General features: G+C 63.7%; 16 protein-coding genes and 1 pseudogene. 7 read left to right on the top strand and 10 right to left on the bottom strand.

The features are described from left to right. Positions 1-109: 109 nt before the first annotated feature. The 6 genes from ACQY4T_RS18795 to ACQY4T_RS18770 form a co-directional block, all read right to left on the bottom strand. Complete coding sequence (locus tag ACQY4T_RS18795; protein WP_428533829.1) at positions 110-1,126, bottom strand: oligopeptide/dipeptide ABC transporter ATP-binding protein; 1,017 nt, start codon at positions 1,124-1,126, stop codon at positions 110-112. Continuing rightward, positions 1,123-2,100 carry an ABC transporter ATP-binding protein gene (locus ACQY4T_RS18790; protein ID WP_428533827.1) on the bottom strand — a complete coding sequence of 326 codons (978 nt, stop codon included), beginning with the start codon at positions 2,098-2,100 and terminating at the stop codon, positions 1,123-1,125. The genes ACQY4T_RS18795 and ACQY4T_RS18790 overlap by 4 nt, the downstream gene beginning before the upstream one ends. Next, the gene (locus tag ACQY4T_RS18785; RefSeq protein ID WP_428533825.1) at positions 2,097-2,981 is read right to left on the bottom strand and encodes an ABC transporter permease; all 885 of its coding nucleotides are present in this window, start codon (positions 2,979-2,981) and stop codon (positions 2,097-2,099) included. The genes ACQY4T_RS18790 and ACQY4T_RS18785 overlap by 4 nt, the downstream gene beginning before the upstream one ends. Then, on the bottom strand, positions 2,978-3,928 hold the full coding sequence (locus tag ACQY4T_RS18780; RefSeq protein WP_428533823.1) for an ABC transporter permease: 951 nt from the start codon (positions 3,926-3,928) through the stop codon (positions 2,978-2,980). Before ACQY4T_RS18780 ends, ACQY4T_RS18785 begins: the two co-directional genes overlap by 4 nt. After that, positions 3,928-5,481 carry an ABC transporter substrate-binding protein gene (locus ACQY4T_RS18775; RefSeq protein WP_428533821.1) on the bottom strand — a complete coding sequence of 518 codons (1,554 nt, stop codon included), beginning with the start codon at positions 5,479-5,481 and terminating at the stop codon, positions 3,928-3,930. Before ACQY4T_RS18775 ends, ACQY4T_RS18780 begins: the two co-directional genes overlap by 1 nt. A gap of 313 nt (positions 5,482-5,794) precedes the next feature. Beyond that, positions 5,795-7,096, bottom strand: coding sequence for an NtaA/DmoA family FMN-dependent monooxygenase (locus ACQY4T_RS18770; protein ID WP_428533819.1), 1,302 nt, complete (start codon positions 7,094-7,096; stop codon positions 5,795-5,797). 259 nt (positions 7,097-7,355) lie between these two features. Between ACQY4T_RS18770 and ACQY4T_RS18765 the strand changes: the two genes are divergently transcribed. Then, positions 7,356-7,745, top strand: a complete 390-nt coding sequence (locus ACQY4T_RS18765) for an MAPEG family protein (RefSeq protein ID WP_428533817.1) — start codon at positions 7,356-7,358, stop codon at positions 7,743-7,745. 25 nt (positions 7,746-7,770) lie between these two features. Here the strand turns inward: ACQY4T_RS18765 and ACQY4T_RS18760 are convergent. Both ACQY4T_RS18760 and ACQY4T_RS18755 read right to left on the bottom strand, forming a co-directional pair. Continuing rightward, positions 7,771-8,948, bottom strand: a pseudogene (locus ACQY4T_RS18760) (MFS transporter). A gap of 250 nt (positions 8,949-9,198) precedes the next feature. After that, positions 9,199-10,932: a hydantoinase B/oxoprolinase family protein gene (locus ACQY4T_RS18755; protein ID WP_428533815.1), complete on the bottom strand. Its 1,734-nt coding sequence runs from the start codon at positions 10,930-10,932 to the stop codon at positions 9,199-9,201. 309 nt (positions 10,933-11,241) lie between these two features. Here ACQY4T_RS18755 and ACQY4T_RS18750 point away from each other — a divergent pair, with 309 nt between their 5' ends. From ACQY4T_RS18750 to ACQY4T_RS18735, 4 genes are all read left to right on the top strand, one after another. Then, positions 11,242-12,627, top strand: a complete 1,386-nt coding sequence (locus ACQY4T_RS18750) for an MFS transporter (protein WP_428533813.1) — start codon at positions 11,242-11,244, stop codon at positions 12,625-12,627. 130 nt (positions 12,628-12,757) lie between these two features. Beyond that, positions 12,758-12,997: a type II toxin-antitoxin system Phd/YefM family antitoxin gene (locus tag ACQY4T_RS18745; protein ID WP_428533811.1), complete on the top strand. Its 240-nt coding sequence runs from the start codon at positions 12,758-12,760 to the stop codon at positions 12,995-12,997. Then, entirely contained in the window at positions 12,948-13,253 is a 306-nt protein-coding gene (locus tag ACQY4T_RS18740) for a hypothetical protein (RefSeq protein ID WP_428543076.1), read from the top strand. The genes ACQY4T_RS18745 and ACQY4T_RS18740 overlap by 50 nt, the downstream gene beginning before the upstream one ends. Positions 13,254-13,258: 5 nt before the next feature. Next, positions 13,259-13,429, top strand: coding sequence for a hypothetical protein (locus ACQY4T_RS18735; protein ID WP_428533809.1), 171 nt, complete (start codon positions 13,259-13,261; stop codon positions 13,427-13,429). Between the two features lie 21 nt (positions 13,430-13,450). Here the strand turns inward: ACQY4T_RS18735 and ACQY4T_RS18730 are convergent, their stop codons facing one another. Continuing rightward, positions 13,451-15,529, bottom strand: coding sequence for a hydantoinase/oxoprolinase family protein (locus ACQY4T_RS18730; RefSeq protein WP_428533807.1), 2,079 nt, complete (start codon positions 15,527-15,529; stop codon positions 13,451-13,453). Positions 15,530-15,627: 98 nt separating this feature from the next. Here ACQY4T_RS18730 and ACQY4T_RS18725 point away from each other — a divergent pair, with 98 nt between their 5' ends. Together ACQY4T_RS18725 and ACQY4T_RS18720 are read left to right on the top strand one after the other, a co-directional pair. Beyond that, positions 15,628-15,885, top strand: a complete 258-nt coding sequence (locus tag ACQY4T_RS18725; protein ID WP_428533805.1) for a FitA-like ribbon-helix-helix domain-containing protein — start codon at positions 15,628-15,630, stop codon at positions 15,883-15,885. Further along, on the top strand, positions 15,879-16,298 hold the full coding sequence (locus ACQY4T_RS18720) for a type II toxin-antitoxin system VapC family toxin (protein ID WP_428533803.1): 420 nt from the start codon (positions 15,879-15,881) through the stop codon (positions 16,296-16,298). Before ACQY4T_RS18725 ends, ACQY4T_RS18720 begins: the two co-directional genes overlap by 7 nt. Here the strand turns inward: ACQY4T_RS18720 and ACQY4T_RS18715 are convergent. After that, positions 16,295-17,944: an amidase gene (locus ACQY4T_RS18715; RefSeq protein ID WP_428533801.1), complete on the bottom strand. Its 1,650-nt coding sequence runs from the start codon at positions 17,942-17,944 to the stop codon at positions 16,295-16,297. The two genes, ACQY4T_RS18720 and ACQY4T_RS18715, sit on opposite strands and share 4 nt — an antisense overlap. Positions 17,945-18,139 lie beyond the last annotated feature (195 nt).

Below are 18,139 nucleotides of genomic sequence, written 5' to 3'. Positions count from 1 at the left end.
TGGAATAGAGATAAAAACTGTAATCGGAGACCAGCGCCATGACCATCGCCGCGCGGCGTCTGGTCCAGTTCGTCGGGCGGACGAAGGCCTGGTCGCCCGGTCAGCGATGTCAGTCTGTGGCGGCCCTGGCCGGTGCGGCAACCCCTGGTTTCTCCCCAACCCGCAGACACGCCGCCACGTGCTCCGGCCCGACCGCCTGCAGCGGCGGCACGCGTTCGGCGCAGGCCCCGATCGAATGCATGCACCGTGGCCGAAATCGACAGCCACCTGCCGTCTCGCCTGTTTCCGCCGGCAACAGCGAGCGCCGACGCTGCCGCCGCTGCAGCCCGCGCGGAAGCGCATCCAGCAGCGCCTGGGTGTAGGGATGGCGCGGCGAGGTCAGCACCGCCCCCGGGACCCCGCTTTCTACCTCCCGGCCGGCATACATTACTGTGATCCGGTCGCAGATCCGCCCCACCACGGCCAGATCGTGACTGATAAGGACGATGGTCAAACCTAGGTTTTTGTTGAGCTCTCGCAACAGGTTTATGATCTGGCCCTGCAACGACACATCCAGCGAGGAAACCGGCTCATCCGCGACCAGCAATGACGGCTCCATGGCCAACGCCCGGGCAATTCCAACTCGCTGCCGCTGTCCGCCTGAAAGCTCATGCGGGAAACGATCCAGGAACTGAACATCCAGCCCCACCTGGCCAAGCAGTTCGCTGGTGCGGCCGGCAACCGCTTTCCCATGTAGGCCGCGTGCAACGACAGCCTCATTCAGGATCGTGCGGATGCGCTTGCGCGGGTTAAGGGACGAGTGCGTATCCTGAAACACCATCTGCACGTCGCGCCGGTATGACCGCCTTGCCTCGCCGGACAGCGCGTTCAGTGCCTTGCCGTCCCATTCGATCGATCCACCGGATGGCGCCAGCAACCCGACAATCATCTGCGCCAGCGTGGACTTTCCACAGCCACTCTCTCCGACCAGCCCAAGGATGCTGCCTCGTTCGATCGAGAGCGAAACGCCGTCGACAGCGTTCACCACGCGCTGCACGCCTCGCAGCCGATCCTTCATGCCACGTCGCAGCCGATACGATTTCCGCAGATCGTTTAACCGCATCAGCGGAGGCGCGTCCGCCTTCATGCCGGCACCATCTCATCTGCTCGGAAACAGACCGCCATCTGCTGTTCGTGCCATCGGATCGGCGGTTCTTGCGCTGAACAGCGGGATTCAGCGAGGTCGCAGCGTGGCGCAAACGGACATCCCGGCGGCAGCGCACCGGTCGTCGGCGGCAGTCCCGGAATGGTCGGCATTGCGCTCCGGCTGCCATCGAGGCGGGGAACGCAGCGCAAAAGCTGCCGCGTGTAGGGATGCCGCGGGGAGGCGAACAACGCGCGCACGTCACCGCTCTCGACCACGCGTCCGGCATACATCACGGTGACCCTTGTCGAGATCTCGGCGACCAGTTCCAGATTATGACTGATGAACAGGATCGCGATGCCGATTTCGGAGCGGATCCGATCCAGCAGGTCCATCACCTGAGCCTGCACCGTCACGTCGAGTGCCGTGGTCGGTTCATCGGCGATCAGCAGGCTGGGATTGCACGACACCGCGAGCGCGATCATCACCCGCTGGCGCATACCTCCGGACAGTTCGTGCGGGTACGCCAACAAACGCTGACGCGGATACGGTATGCCGACCAGTTGCAGCAGTTCCTCGGCCCGCGCCATGGCGGCTCTGCGCCCCAGTGGCTGATGCGTGCGGATCGCGTCGGTCAACTGCCGCCCGATCGACAAAGCCGGATTAAGCGCGGTCAGCGGATCCTGGAAGATCATGCCGATCTGGTTGCCGCGCAGCCTGTTCAAGTCGCCGGCCGAGCATTGGCGTAAATTCCGGCCACGGAACGATATCCGGCCGCTGGTCACCGCTCCGCCCGGCGGCAGCAAACGCATGATCGCCAGCGCCGTCATGCTCTTGCCGGAACCGGACTCGCCGACCAGCCCGACGACCTCGCCGGGCGCGATACGCAGGTCTACGCCGCGCACCACCGAACGCATTGCGTCACCGGATCGGAAACCAACGTGCAGTCCGTCGATCCGCAGCAGGTCTTCAGTCATGCGGTCAGTGCTTGTGCGGTGTGCCGAGGGTCCAGCGCGTCACGCAACCCGTCGCCCAGCAAGTTGAACGCCACCACGCTCAGCGAAATGGCCGCACCAGGGAACACGGAAAGCCACCATTCGCCCGAGAACAGGTAGTTGCGGGCGTCGGCGAGCATGTTGCCCCAGCTTGGATTCGGCGGCTGCACGCCCAGGCCGACGAAACTAACGGATGCTTCGATGATGATGCCGATCGCCAGCAGCAAGGTCGCCTGGACGATGACCGGCGACAGGCAGTTCGGCAACACGTCGGAGATCATGATGCGTAACGATCCCACCCCTTGCAAACGTCGCGCGGCGACGTAATTGGCTCGGGATTCCGCCAGCGCGCTGGCGTAGGTGATGCGAGCCAGCGTCGGTATATACAGCACGCCCAACAGCGCCAGCAGCTTGACTTCGTTACCGAAGGTGATGCCGGCGACGGTGAACGGGCCGACACCGAGAATGCCGACCAGCGCAATTGCCCAGATCAGCAGCGGAATTGCCGCCATCGCGTCCAGCAACCGCATCAGCAGTTGTTCCAGCCATCCACCGCTGAAGAACCCCGCCAACAGCCCAAGCGATATGCCCCCGGCGAATCCGATGACCATCGCCAGCGCGGAAACCTCCAGCGAGGCGCGACCGCCCCAGATGACACGACTGAGCACATCTCGACCGGCCTGGTCGGTTCCAAACAGATGGTCCGATGCGGGTGCCAGCAGTGACGCAGTCATATCGACAGCCAACGGATCATACGGCGCGATCAACGGCGCGGCCAAACCGTCGGCAACGATCAGCAGCACCAGGACGGCTCCGATCAAACCGCCGGCGCCGCCGAACAATGCTGTCAGGCGGCGGGTCATGTCCTGACCGCCACGATGCGCGGATTGAGCCACGCATTCGTCAGATCCGCCACAATATTGGCGAGGATGAAGATGAATGTGAACACCATGACGATCCCTTGCACCAAAGCGAAATCGCGCTGCTGGATGGCGGTGAGCAAAGCCGCGGACAGGCCGCTGATGTTGAAAACGGCCTCGATGATCAGCGCCCAGCCGAACATGTAGCCGAACGACATCCCGGCGACCGTCACCACCGGAACCAGCGCATTGCGCAGCGCGTAGACCAGAACGCGCCAGCGGGGCAGGCCGGTCGCCCGGGCGGTGCGCATGTAGTCCTGTCCCAGCACCTCCAGCATGCTGGATCGGGTCATCCGGCTGAGCACCGCCATATAGAAAATGGCCAGGCAGAATGTCGGCAGGGCAATTGAATCCAGATGTTCCAACACGCCCGCTGACCAGGGTTCGACGCCGCCAGGCGGGAACCAATCCCGATCCACCGCGAATGCCATGATCAACACCAGAGCCAGCCAGAACGCCGGCACCGAAACACCGAGCACCGCGATCAGGCGGACGCCGTAGTCCAGCACAGTGTCGCGCAATAGTGCGGACAACATGCCCGCAAGTATCGACAGAATGCAGGAAAACACGAATGCGACAATGACGAGTTCCAGGGTCACCGGCAGCGTAGCGGCAATGTCGGGTTCAACCGGTCGGCCGGTAATGAACGACGTTCCCAAATTGCCATGCAGCAGCACGCCTTTCAGCCAGAGGCCGTACTGCACGACCACGGGACGATCCAGGCCGTGATCATGTTCGAACTGATCGATCTGTGTCTGCGTCACGTCCTGCCCCAGCACGATACGGGCCGGGCTGTCCGGAATCGCGTGGGTCAGCAGGAACAGGCATGCCGAGACCAGCACCAGGGACAGCAGCGAGAAGCCGGCACGGCGAAGCAGCAGTGCGAGCATCAAGCGGTCGAAACGTCGTAGACATTGATGGTAAGTCCGCGACTGGGCCTGAAGTTCTTGACCTTGGCGCGCCACAGATTGGCGGCGGCAAAATAGCCGACCCAGGTATAGTAGGACGTTTCGGCCATGTGCTTCATCAGCTTCGCGTAGACCGGCTTCAATTTTTCCTGGTCGTTCTCAGCGAAGGCGATTTTCAGTGCGGCGACAACCTCGGGGTCCACGATGTTGCCGGACACGTTCGACATGAAGCTGTTGGCGGTGAAATTTGCCATCAGGAAATAGGTCGCCTCGCCTGGCGACATGAAGTTCGCGAACCCCGACTGGTAGTTTCCGCCCATGATATGGGACTGCACGATCTGCGAAGAGGACATCCGCAGATTGACTTTGATGTTCAGCTTTGCCAGTTCGGACTGCACGAATACCGCCGCATCCTTTGCATCCAGCAGATACGGTTCGGAGCTGACGTCCATGTCGAACTCGGTTCCCTTCGGATAGCGGGATTTCGCCAGATGCTGCTTCGCCAGGTCCAGATTGTAGGTAGTCATGTCGTCGGCCTGCTTGTCATACCACCAGCTCGAGGCCGGGGCGGGGATACCGGATGGTTCCAGCAGGCCGTAATAGATCTTTTCGGCGATCGTCTTGCGATCCACCGCGTGCTGAATGCATCGGCGGAATTCGATATCGTCGAACGGCGGCTTGCCGGGGTTCTGGAACATCACCGTCCAGCCGCCCAATGTCGGCACCTCGCCGCCCTGGATGCCTCTTCGCGTTTTCAGCCGGGAAAATTCGCGCGCCGGGGGCGCCCCGATGATATCGGCCTGTCCGGCCAGCAGGAACGCCACCCGGGTTGCGTCCTCGGGCACGATTTTCACGACCACCCGATCCCAGTGCGGCAATCCCTTCTGCCAGTAGTGCGGGTTCCGGCGCAGGCTGATGTAGTCGTTCGGCTTCCATTCCTCGAACATGCCGGGGCCGGTGCCCATACCTTTGGGCGATACACGGAAGTATTCGTTGCCGTACTTCTCGCGCGAGCCTTTCGGGAACACCCCCATGAATTTCGTCAGGAATGACGTCCATGGCGCAAACGGCACTTTCAGATGCACATGCACACGGTGCGGTCCATCCGTTTCCACGTGCGACAGACGGTTGAAAATCGGGCCCCTTGACGCCTTGTTCGCTGGATTGATGGCATATTCCAGGCTATACTTTATATCCTCCGACGTCATCGGCGTACCGTCGTGGAACAGCACGTCGTCGCGCAGCTCGAAGGTATAGACAAGAGCATCGGCGGAGATCTCTGGCAGTGCGGTGGCAAGCTGCGGCTTCAGGTTGCCGTCGAGATCGAACTCGACAAGATTTTCGAAAATCGATTCGCTGATGATTTCCCAGTCATGGCTGGAACTGTTGATCGGGTCGCAGGTCACCGGATTGGTGGACAACGCAACCGTCAGCGTGTCGGTCTCGTCCGCCCGAGCCGTGCGGATCCAGGAAGACGACAGCACTGAAGCGGCAACTGCCAGCAAGCCGGAGCGGCGGGTCAGTCCATGCGTCATCGCGTGCTGTTCCTTGGGGCTTGGGTTGTCACGTCCGGTGGATCCTCCTGCTTGAAGCGAGGCGGAACGTCCGCTCCCAGGCGCGCCGTGTGTCCGGCGTCGTCGCTGTATCTACTTGCAGCAAGCGGCGTGCCACGGTCGCGGCCTTGTCAAACGCCGCTTGTGCCCAGAATGCGGGCGCCGAACGACTGCGGGACAGGCACTATTGCGAGCGCGGCAGTTCGCCGGGTCTCACGACGGCGCCCCGCAGCGTCTCGGCTAGCAAGTTCGCAAAGCGGCTGATTTCTGCACGGCCGACGTCGGAACCGCTAGATTAGAAGGCACGCAGGTTGTCGCGCAGCATGGCGTGCTCGTATTTCTTGCGAACGAGCCCCAGCCTCTGCAACGCCGGGGTCAGTCCGTCGGCGATCTCGGTGATGTAGCGCCGGGTGAAGTCGGGATCCATGAACAGGAAGCCGTCACCACCAACGGCGTCCATGATGTCCGCCATTTGGGCGGCGACCCGATCCGGCGTGCCGACCAGGTCGGCATCGCTCAATGACCGGCCCTGCATGGCGATCTCACGTGGGGTGCGCCCGGAATAGGCTCTTGCGACCGACAGATGACCGTTCGAGGTCAATTCCGGCAGTTTCTCGTCCAGATCGTACTTGGAAAAGTCGATGCCGGTCACCCGCGACATGTTCGCCAGAGCGAACTCGATATGGCTCTCCGTGTCGCCCAGCCTCTCCCGCTTGCGGGCCAGTGCCGTGTCCATGAATTCGTCGACGATCGGGGCGACCAGGAACATCACCTTGATGTGGTCCGGATTACGCCCAAACTTCGCGGCCTGGGTACGGATATCATCGCGGTACGCCTTCATCGCCGTAACGCTGCCGGCCGAGGCGATGATCGTGTCCGCCCAGCGCGCGGCAAAGGTGCGGCCCCGCGGCGAGCCACCGGCCTGGCAGATCACCGGATGTCCTTGCGGCGATCGCGGTGCCGACAGCGGTCCGCGAGAGCGGAAATACTTGCCCTCATGGAACACCGGACGGACCTTCGCCGGGTCGGCGAAAATTTCGCGTTCCTGGTCGATTACCATCGCGTCGGCGTCCCAGGAATCCCAAAGTTTCTGCACCACTTCGACATATTCGTCCGCCATGTCGTAGCGCTCGTCGTGCGGAAACTGCCGTTCGCGGCCAAAATTTTGCGCACCCCCATCGTTGCTGCCGGTGACCAGGTTCCAGCCGGCGCGTCCGTCGCTGACATGGTCCAGGGTGTTGGTCAGACGGGCGAGCAGAAACGGATTGTACTCGGTGGTGGACAGGGTGGTGATGATGCCGATCCGCTGCGTCGCCTGGATCATGAACGGCGCCAGCACGGCCGGATCCAGCTTGGGCGAATCGACCGCCAGGCGCAGATAGGTCTCGTGCGAATTCTTGTAGGTGTACGGAACGTTGCAGGAGTCCTCGATCATGACGTAGTCAAAGGCGGCACGCTCCAGTTCTTTCGCGAGGTGGACCAAAAGGTCGGGTTTGACCCAGCCGTGTGGGTTCGGGCCGCCCCACAGGTTTCGCCATCCCTTCGGGCCATAGCCCTTCATGATGAACCATCCCAGGTGAAAGGGCTGCTTTGCCATCCGCATTCGGCTCCATTTCCGCGTGAAAAACCATTGCAAGACAGATGCCATGACAAGGCGCCCGTGCGCTTCGACGATTCGGAGTGGGGGTGGGATGCCGGGTTCCCGTCAACGCTCACGTCGGCGCCACTGGAGCCGAAGGTGATGAATTCAAAATCGGCAATCACCGGCTGGTTGCCGCTGGCATGGCAGAAGATGGCTTGTTCCGTCCGTCTCGTTCATGGAATAGAGGCAGATACGGCAATCGGAGATCAACACCATGACCATCGCCGAGCTGTGTCTTCTCGCGGTTGTCGTACTGACGATCGCCTCGATCGCGCCGGCCAAGCTGAGCGGGGCGCGGGAGTTCGACAACGCCAATCCGCGTGATCCCGGGTTCTATACGTCGGGGCTGCGGGCGCGGTCACAGGGCGCGCACCTGAACGGCTATGAGGCGTTTCCGTTCTTCGCCGCCGCGGTCATTCTGGCCGAGATGAGGTCGGTGCCGCAGGCCACGCTGAATACTCTCGCCGTCGCGTTCGTCGCGGCTCGGCTGAGCTATGTGCTGTTCTATCTGACCAATCGTCCCACCCTGCGATCAATGGTCTGGTCGGTCGGATTTCTAGTCAATCTGGCGATCTTTTTCGCGCCTATGTGGGCGCGACGCTGATCCCGCGATGCGCGGGGCAAGGCGGCTATTCCGCCATCCGCCGTCTCACCGCCGTGGCATGCGGGATGTCGAGAAAGAACGCGGTGATCGCCGCCGCGGCGAAACCGAACAAGGCGAGGCCATACAGGCCGCCGGTATAGCTGCCGGTCGCGTCGTTCATGAAGCCGACATACCAGGGACCGAAGAACCCGCCCAGATTGCCGATCGAGTTGATCCAGGCGATCGCCGCCGCCGCCGCCGGCCCGGTCAGGAACATGCCCGGCATCGCCCAGAACGGCCCCTTCGACCCGTAGAAACCGGCGGTTGCCAGGGTCATCCCAACCAACGCCCACCAGGTCCCCATGGTCAGCCCGGCGATCACCAGCCCGATCGCTGAGAACATGCAGCCGACGAACAGATTCCAGCGCCGCTCGTTCATCCGGTCGGAGAGCTGGCCCCAGCCGAGTTCGACGAACGCGGCAACGACGTAAGGGATCATCGTCAGCCAGCCGACAGTCATGTTGCTGGTGACGCCGAGCGATTTGATGATCTGCGGAATGAAGATCAGCATGCCCAGGCTGGCGGTGACGATGCCCAGGTAGTTCAGCGCTAGCAGCAGGACCTTGGGGTTGACCAAAGATTGCCACAGGGTCATCCGGCCTTTGGCTTCTTTGGCGACACGTTCGGCGTCCAGCGTGCGGGCTAGCCAGTCCTTCTCCGGCTGGGTCAGGAAGCTCGCCTGCGCCGGCTTGTCGGTCAGGATGAACAGCACCAGGAAGCCGATCAGCACGGTCGGCAGCCCTTCCAGAAGATACATGATCTGCCATCCGCGCAGGCCGAGCCAGCCATACAGCGACAACAGCGCCGTCGATATCGGCGAACCTAGCGCCACCGCGATCGGCAATCCGACCAGGAACCCGGAGACCACGCGCGCGTGATGGTAGCCGGGCAGCCAGCAGGTAAAATACAGGATCAGACCGGGCAAAAACCCGGCCTCGGCAAGCCCGAGCAGAAACGTAGTGCGGCGAAGCTGTTGGTTCCGGTCACGAAGGCGGTGGCCGCGGCGAGCAGCCCCCAGGAGATCATGATGCGCGCGATCCAAAGCCGCGCACCGACCTTTTCCATGATGATATTGCTGGGGACTTCGAAGATGAAGTAGCCCCAGAAGAAGATGCCGGAGGCGAAGCCAAACTCGGTGGCGCTCATGTGCAGGTCGCCGCGCATCGTCAACGCGGCAAAACCGACATTGATGCGATCGACGTAGGCCAGAAGATAGGTGAAAATCGCGATTGGCAGCAGGCGCCAATAGATTTTCTGGATCGCCGACTGCTCAACCGCTGTATCCACGTCAAATACCGCGCTCATGCAAACCGCCCGGCCGTGGCTGGCCGAGCGGTTCCGATCTGGGGGTTAGGTTACGTGCGCGGGCGCGGTTGTAAAGCCAGAGCGGCCGGCGGGGTTGGCGCCGGGCCGGTCAACCCGGCAAGCGCATCCGTGCGGTTTCCGCCTGATCGACGGCGCAAGTGTCGGTCAGCGCTACCTTGTAAAGCAGCCTGGCGTTCTCGCGCGAAACCAGGCCGTCGCGCACGTCGCGGGCAACCAGCAGCGGATCGCGTTCGGCGGGATCGCCCATTCCTGCTCCGCCCGGCAGCTCTAGGATCAGCCGCTCGCCGTCGGGGATCACCTGGAACCCCTTGGTCCTCAGCACCGCACCGGATTTTTGCGCGACGCGGCCGACGGCCCCATTCAATCCGCCATCGCGACCTTTCGGCGCGTTGGCGATGCGGTCGAAACTGGCGTTGACGGCGAATTCCAGATCCCCCTTGGTGGCGATCTCCATGATCTGCCCGACGCCGCCGCGGCTGCGTCCGGCACCCCCGGAATCCGGTTTCAGTTCCTTGCGCCACAGAACCACCGGCGCCACGTTCTCGGTTGCCTCCACCGGCATGGTGCGCACGCCGGACGGGAAAGCGGTGGCGTTCAGACCGTCCCGCGTCGGCCGCGCCCCGGTGCCGCCGGAGTTGAAGGTAATGATCTCGAAATCGGCGATCACCGGCTTGTTGCCGCGCCCCTGGCCCGAGATCGAGCCGCCGCCGCGCAGGGGCGGGTTCCAAAGCGCCGAGGCGCCCTCGGCGGTGACCCGTTGCGGCACCGCCTGGTGCAGACAGCCCATCATCAGGTCGGGCAGTAGATGGCCGATGACATGGCGGACCGACACCGGGTACGGGCGCGGCGCGTTCAGGATACAGCCGTCCGGTATTTTCATCCGAAACGGTTCCAGCGAGGCCCAGTTGTTCGGTATCTCGGGCGCCACCACGCACTTGATCCCAAAGCACGAATAGGCTCGGCAGTAAGCTGGCGGAACGTTTATGCCGCGTGACGATAGCCCCGAGGTGCCGGCGAAATCGACCTCGATGCCATCGGCCGCGATCCGCATCGACGCGGCAAGGCGAACCGGCTCCTCATAGCCGTCGGAGTAGATCTCGCCGTCGTAGGTGCCCCCCGGCAGCCGGGCGATTTCCGCCAGCGTGGCGCGGCGCGAGCTGTCGAAGATGAATTGCGCCAGCGGATCGAGGTCGGTCATCTCGAATTCGTCCATCATCTCGACCAGGCGTTTGGCGCCGGCGTCGTTGCAGGCGCACAGCGAGTAGATATCGCCCTCCAGCTCGACCGGCAGGCGTGACCCGGCGCGGATGAAGTCGAAGAAGGTTTCATTGGGCTTTGACTGGTCGAAACACTTGACGATCGGGATATACAAGCCCTCTTCGTAGACCGACCGGCCCTCGGGGCCCATGCCGAGGCCGCCGATGTCGATGACGTGCGCGGTGTTGGCGAGCAGGCCGACAATCTTGCGGCCATGGAACGCCGGCGTTACCACCGTCAGGTCGTGCAGGTGGCCGGTTCCCAGCCAGGGGTCGTTGGTGATGTAATGATCGCCCGGCCGCATTGTGGCGGCGGGGAATTTGTTCAGGAAGTGACCAACACTTTCGGCCATCGAGTTGACGTGCCCGGGGGTGCCTGTGACCGCCTGTGCCATCATGCGCCCGCGCAAGTCGAAGATGCCGGCCGACAGGTCGCCGGCCTCGCGCACCGTTGTGGAGAACGCCGTGCGGATCATGATCTGCGCCTGTTCCTCGACCACCGCGATCAGGCGATTCCACATGATCTGGCGATGGATTTGCGCAAGCGCGTTGGTTTCATGAGACATGCTATCCGGGCCTGGTTAGATGGGGATGTGATCAACACTCTGGCATGCAGCCGCGACGCTGTCATCGTCCGGGTTGGCGGGCCTTGATTCCCCTTGCATCGCGCCGCGCGAACGCCGCAAAGTCGCGGCGGCAGAGGGCGGACAACAACCGCCCCGGCGCCCAGGGAAGCAACATGTAGGGCAGGCAGCACTCCAAGGTGCGGCTTAACCGCGGTCGTGCGCGGTCATCTCCAAAACCGCAACTGCACACTCCGCGAGTTCATTTCTTCGCACCCGCCGTCCCGCCTGATCCGGGAGGACAGCAAGGCCATGTCGGAAGAAAACGCTGCGACGAGACTTGGACGCAAACTCGACTCCATTCCATTTTCTGCCTACCACCTTTTGCTGATCCTGGCGCTTGGCACCGTTGGCTTTGTCGAGGGCTACGACCTCGCGCTCGGCGGATCGCTGATCGTGCTGGCCAAGGAGCCGCTGCACCTGTCGCCGAATGCCATTCGATGGCTGGTCGCCGGACCAACCTTCCTGGTGGTGATCGGCGGATTCAGCGCCTCGGCGTTGTCGGACCGACTGAGCCGCAAGACGATCATGCAGATCGGCGTCGTCGTCAGCACGTTCTTTACCTTGCTGATCCCGCTGGTGCAGAACGTCGAGCAACTGGTCATCCTGCGCCTGCTGACGGGTATCGGCCTTGGCTTCGCAATCCCGGCGCCATTCCCGATCGCGGCTGAGTTGATGCCGGCGCAACATCGGCGAACCTACGGCGGTATCTACGAAGTCATGCTTGCCAGTGCCTTTACGTTGCTGCCGTTCGTCGCCTTCCTGTTGGCCGGCAATCCGCTGGGGTTTCGGCTGATCGCACTGCCGGGCGGCCTAGCGCTGGGCGTGGTGCCGCTGCTGGTATACTACGCGATCCCGGAAAGCCCGCGTTGGCACCTGCTGCGCGGCGAGACGCAGAAAGCGGTCGATGCGGTCAACCTGATCATCCGGCGAAGCGGCGGCAAGGTGCCCCCGCTGACCGTCGCGGCGCTGGGAACCGGGGTCGGTTTGGGCCGACAGCAACTGCCTCCGTTCATGGCGCTGTTCCGCGCCGGCCAGATGCGCTGGACCGCGGTCGGGATCCTCAGCGGCGTCAGCGCCAGCGCGGCCTATTACACCTGTGCGATCCTGTTGCCGAAGGCGCTGGTGGACCAAGGCGGCGCGGTGGCACTGAGCTTCGGCTTGAGTTCCGTGCTGTTCATGGCGAGCATTCCGGGCAAACTGTTCACCGGCTACCTGATGGAGATCATCGGCCGCCGCTGGACCATGACCTACTCGCTGGCCGGGTCGCTGCCGGGGATCGCACTGATGGCGGTGGCGCACCTGACCGGAGCATTCGCCGCAGTGGTGTTCATCGCCGGAGCCTTGATCGCCGGCTTCACCGTGCTGGCGGCGTTTCCCTGCACCCGGGTGTATCTGTCCGAGCAGTTCCCCACCGACTTGAGGGGTCGGGGCCATTTCTTTGGAGAATCGACCGCGCGATTGTTCGCCGGCGTGCTGTTTCCGTTGTTCCTGGAACGCTATACCGCCTCGCCGGTGGTGTTCTTCGGCACCCTGCTGATGGTGGTCGCGATCGGCGCCTGCGTGCCGCTGCTTTTCGGGCGAGAGACCGTTGGCCAGTTGGAGACCGTGTCCGAGGCGGTTGAATTGGCGGCGTGAGGGGCGGTGCGGGGCCTTGCGGCTGCCGCACCGGTCGAAAACGCTGCCCAACGTATCATCGGTGCCGGTCATAGTTTGTAGCGGCCAGCAAACGCATATATAGTGCATATCTCTATATCCGAGGACCGCCATGGACCAAGCCATATACGCCGCCGATGCGAACCGCAGCTTCTCCCGTCTGCTGCGAGACGTTCGCGAAGGCCATTCGTATGTTGTAACCGCCCACGGCAGGCCGGTCGGCCGGATCATTCCATGCAACGAGGCCCACGCCGCTCAGGCTGATGCGCGATCCGCGCTGCTTAAGCGGCTAGGCTGCCAGAATGCTGTGGACGTCGGTCGCTGGACACGCGATGATCTTTATGAGCGTTGACCGGTGCGAGTGGCGCTGGATACGAAACATCCTCGCCTATGCCGAAGGACTAAACGGCGCGCCGCGTCAAGATGTTGCGCTGCGGCTGCTTGCTAACCTCGCTAAGAATGAAATCGTTGTCCCGGCGCAGGCGCTCGCCGAGTTGTTCACCGTGATGACCCGAAAGGCTCGGCGTCCCGCAGCCGAAGCGAGGCAAGCGGTGCTGGGCTGGCACGACGCTTGTTCGATCGCCGACACCTCGTCCGCCATCTGGTGAATGCGATGGAGTTGGCGACGACCCATCAGTTCACGCTGTGGGACGTTATTATGCTTGCCGCGGCCGCCGGATCGGATTGCCGCACATTGTTTTCCGAGGACATGCAGAACGGCTTCACTTGGCGGATGGTAACGATCCGCAACCCCTTTATGGGCGAATTGGCGTCCGAGACCTGACTCCACTGAACCACACTCGCGTCAGCCTGTCCGCACCATCTCGATATACCCCAAATCGTTTACCGTCGCCGACCATCCGGGACCGATCAGGGTCGAAGTTTCATCCTCGGCCACGATCGCCGGACCGCTGATCCTGGCCCATGGCGGCAGCGCGGCGCGGTCGTGCATCGCCCATGGCGTTACCTCGCCGGTGGTGGTGTCGCGCACCGGCCGGGTGGCGACCGGCGTGGCGTCGGTCGTCGCCATGTTTTCCGGCCGCGGTACCGGTTCGACATCATCGGTCACCGTGCTGACCACCACGGCATAGCTCATGATCTCGACGTCCGATCCGGGCACCGGGCGATCGAAAAACCTGGCATATTCGGTATCGTAACGGGCACGGATCAGCGCCACGTCCGCTGCACCCAGGACGTCGTTCGGCAGGGGCACCGGGATTTCGTGGCCCTGCCCGACATAGCGCATATAGGCGGTGCGGGTTTGCACCACCGCCGCGCCGAAACTGCCTTGCGCCACGGCGGCCTCGGCCTGCCGCCCCATCTCCTCCAGAAGTTCGTTCACCGCCGCCACGTCGAAGCTGGAAAACCGCTGATACAGGCTGCGCACGACCTCGTAGCCGACCGGAGCACGCAGAAAACCGATGGCACTGCCGACACCGGCGCCCAAGGGCACCAGCACGCGGTCGATGCCGATCTTCTCCGCCACCCGGCAGGCATGCACCGGGCCGCCGCCGCCGAACGCGATCAACGTGCGCCCGGCATAGGTTTTCCCAGATTCAATGGCATGCACGCGCGCGGCGTTCGCCATGTTCTCATCGACCATTTCCACCACACCGAGCGCTGCAAGCTCCGCTGTCAGCGCCAGTGTGGTTCCGACATCCGCCGCTAGTGCATCGCGCGCCGCTGCCACGTCCAGTTGCATGACGCCGCCGGCAAATCTCTCGGGGTCGTAACGACCCAGCGACAGGTTGGCGTCGGTGACGGCGGGATGGATGCCACCACGTCCGTAGCACGCCGGCCCCGGATCGGCGCCGGCACTTTCCGGCCCGACCGCGATCCGGCCCATCGTATCGACATGCGCCAGCGACCCGCCGCCGGCGCCGATCTCGACCATCTCGATCACCGGAATCCGCAACGGCAGACCCGAGCCCTTGCGGAAACGGCCGACTCTGGCGACCTCGAAGGTGCGGGCGGTCTGCGGTTTGAAGTCGTCGATCAGGCAGATCTTCGCTGTGGTGCCCCCCATGTCGAATGACAGCACGCTGTCCAGACCGCACTCGCGGGCGATATGGGCCGAGAAGATGGCGCCCCCGGCTGGCCCACTCTCCACCAGGCGGATCGGAAACCGGCAGGCGGTGTCGATCGTCGTCAGGCCGCCGCCCGACATCATCAGGAACAACGGCGCGGTGGCACCCGCTTCGTGCAGGTCGGCCTCCAGCCGGCGCAGGTAGCGCGCCATCATCGGTTGCACGTAGGCATTGGCGACGGTGGTGGAAAACCGCTCCCATTCCCGCATCTCGGGCGAGACCTCCGACGACAGCGACACCGGAACCTCCGGCAGCGCGTCGTGCAGGATCGCCTGGATGCGCCGTTCGTGCACCGGATTGACGAAGGCGTGTAGCAGGCCGATGGCGATGCTCTCAACCCGTTCCTGCTTCAGCAGCGGGATCAGCGCATGCACCGCGGCCTCGTCCAGCGGGCGCAGGACAGCGCCGATGTTGTCCAGACGTTCGCCGACCGGCAGGCGCAGATGGCGTGGCACCAGCGGTTCCGGCAGCACGATGTTCAAATCGTACTGATCGTAACGGCTTTCGTTGCCCATCGCGATGACGTCGCGAAACCCTTCGGTGGTTATCAGCGCAGTGCGGGCGCCTTTGCGCTCGATGATCGAATTGGTCGCTAGGGTGGTGCCGTGGATGATCAGCTCGATGTCGGCGGGCGCCACGCCGGCCGCCGCGATGATGCCGCGGAACCCTTCCATGACGCCCCGTTCGGGAGCGCCTTGCGTGGTCAGCACCTTGGCGGTCGTGCGCCTGCCGCCGGCTTCGAGCGCGAGATCGGTGAACGTGCCGCCGATATCGACGGCAAGACGGGCAGGCTGCATTAGGGTCCTCGGCACGGTTGGCGGACTGGGCGATATAAAGCGGATGGCATCCACAGCGGCATTATGCTATCATCGATAGCACCGCTGAGGGATCGATCATGGCACAGCTCCTGGTTCGCAATCTCGATGACGACGTCAAGGCCAAGCTGCGCGTGCTGGCGGCCCAGCACGGGCGCAGCATGGAGGAGGAGGTGCGGGCGATCCTGCGCCAGGCGGTGGCCTTGTCCGCGCGGCCGCGAGGCGGACTTGGAACCGAGATCGCGGCCCTTTTCAAGGGAATAGGCCTGCGCGACGGAGAACAAATCCCGGAAATCGGCGGTGAAGTCATCGAGCCCTGGACGTTCGACGAATGCTGATACTGGATACCAACGTCACCTCGGAAATGATGCGGGACGCGCCATTTCCGGCGGTCGTCCGGTGGCTGGACGGCCAGGACCGTCAGACGATTTGGATTACGGCGATTACGGTCATGGAGTTGCATCAAGGCGTCCAAATACTCCCGCCGGGTCGCCGCCGATCCGCCTTGACCATTGCACTGGATCGCCTGATCAAGGAGAAGATCGGGGATCGTATCGCAAGTTTCGACGGTGCGGCAGCCAGGGTGACCGCCGCGATCGCAGCGGAACGCCGACGTGAAGGCCGTTCCGGAGAGGTGCGCGATACCATGATCGCAGGCATCGCCGTGGTCATGCGAGCGTCGCTCGCCACCCGCAATACCAGCCATTTCGCCGACCTGAACGTTCCGCTCATCAACCCCTGGACCGCCTAGCCGCCAAACTGGAACACGCTGGCCGGTTCATCAGTGAATTTCCAGGACCGCCCCAGGTGGCCAACCATCTCCTCCACGTAGGGCACGGCCGCGCACAACTGTTCGAAATGCGGTTCGGGAACGCTCAGCCCCCGACGCTTGCACAACGTCGCAATCTCGTCGCGTCGTGCCCCGCTGATGTCGGATTTCTCTGGCGGCGGCACCGGCGGCGCGGCCAGCGGGGCGGCGCCGGCATTCAGCACCGGCCGGCGGCGGCGCCACGGCGTCGCATCCTCGTATGCCTTCGCCACCCGCAACACCATGGCCTCCGCGAATGGGCGGCCGACCACCTGCATCGACAGCGGCAGTCCGTCGTCGGTGAAGCCGATGCACTGCACCAGCGCCGGGCCACCCGTCACGTTGAACGGCGTGGTCACCGAGTTACGCTGCCAGAAATTGATCGTCCGCCAAGCGTCCAATCGAGCCGCCGGGCCGGGACCCGCGGTCAACAGCACATCGTATCGATCGTACAGCGGCGCCATTTCGTCGATCATTACCCGCCGCTGCCGCGACGCCTGCATGTAGTCGGCCCCGCTGATCAGCAGCGCCCCCAGCACCCGGCCGAGGAAATCGGCGCCGAAATCCTGCAGCCGTTGGCGCAGCACCGGTTCATGCACCGCGAGCAGTTCACTCTCGGCGCCGGTGATCTTTACCGCATGATAATCGGCGGCCGGCCGGATGCGGACGTCCTCGATCGTGGCGCCGAGACCGCGCAATACGTCGTAGGCCTGCTCCAGCGCCGTTTTCAGCGCCGCCGGGACCGGAACGTCCTGCTCGTAAAGGTGCCGCAGCACACCGATCCTTAGGTCCTTAACCCCCTCGGCCAGCCCGGCTCGATAATCCGGCACCGCGCGGCTGGCGCTGGCTGGATCCTTGAGGTCGTGCCCGGCGATTGCCTGCAGCATGATCGCGCAGTCCTCGACCGTCCAGGTCATCGGCCCGGCATGGTCATAGCTGAAACTGTTGGTGTAGACCCCGGACCGGCTGACCAGGCCGTAGGTTGGCTTCAGTCCAACCAGGCCGCACAGAGCGGCCGGATTGCGGATCGACCCCCCGGTGTCCGATCCCAGCGCCCCCGGCGCCAACCCCGCCGCCACGGACGCACCGGACCCGCTCGACGACCCGCCGGTGAAGTGCTCGAGGTTCCAGGGATTGCGCGCCGCCGGCCATGGCAGGTCGAACGACGGGCCGCCATGGGCAAACTCGTGGGTCGAAAGTTTCCCCAGCAACACCGCGCCGCCCTGGTAAAGTTTGGCGACCGTCGTGGCATCGAAACCCGGCACGTAATCCGCCCGCGTGCGGGAGTGGCACGTGGTGCGGATACCCGCGGCGCAATAGATGTCCTTCAACGCGAACGGGATTCCATGCATCGGGCCGCGGCAATGGCCGGCGCTGATCTCCGCCTCGGCGGTATGCGCCGCCTCCAGCGCACGATCCGCGGTAACCAGAAGGTAGGCGTTCAACTGCGCGTCGTACGCCTCGATCCGTTGCAGATAAGCCTGCGTCAGCTCAACCGGAGACAGTTGCCGGCGTTCGATCAATCGCGCTGCTTCGGCGATTGAAAGGTCATGCAGGTTGCTGGCGGTGCTGGCGGCGTCATCTGGCATTGGCGGGGCTCCCCTCAGGATCGGATCTGCGTTTCCCCTCCGCGGTCGCTGCCGCCTGGGGAACGAGTTTCGCCAGTACTGCCATAAGTGCAAGAGCCCGGCGCCGCACTGGCCCACGTCACGTTGCCATCAGCCGGAGGTGCGATCCGCCGCTGTCTGCGTTACAAGCTGCATCGCAATTGCTGACAAGGCGGT

The organism is Rhodopila sp. (assembly GCF_965277825.1).
Classification (GTDB): Bacteria; Pseudomonadota; Alphaproteobacteria; order Acetobacterales; family Acetobacteraceae; genus Rhodopila.
This window is presented reverse-complemented; position numbering and strand designations above follow the sequence as displayed.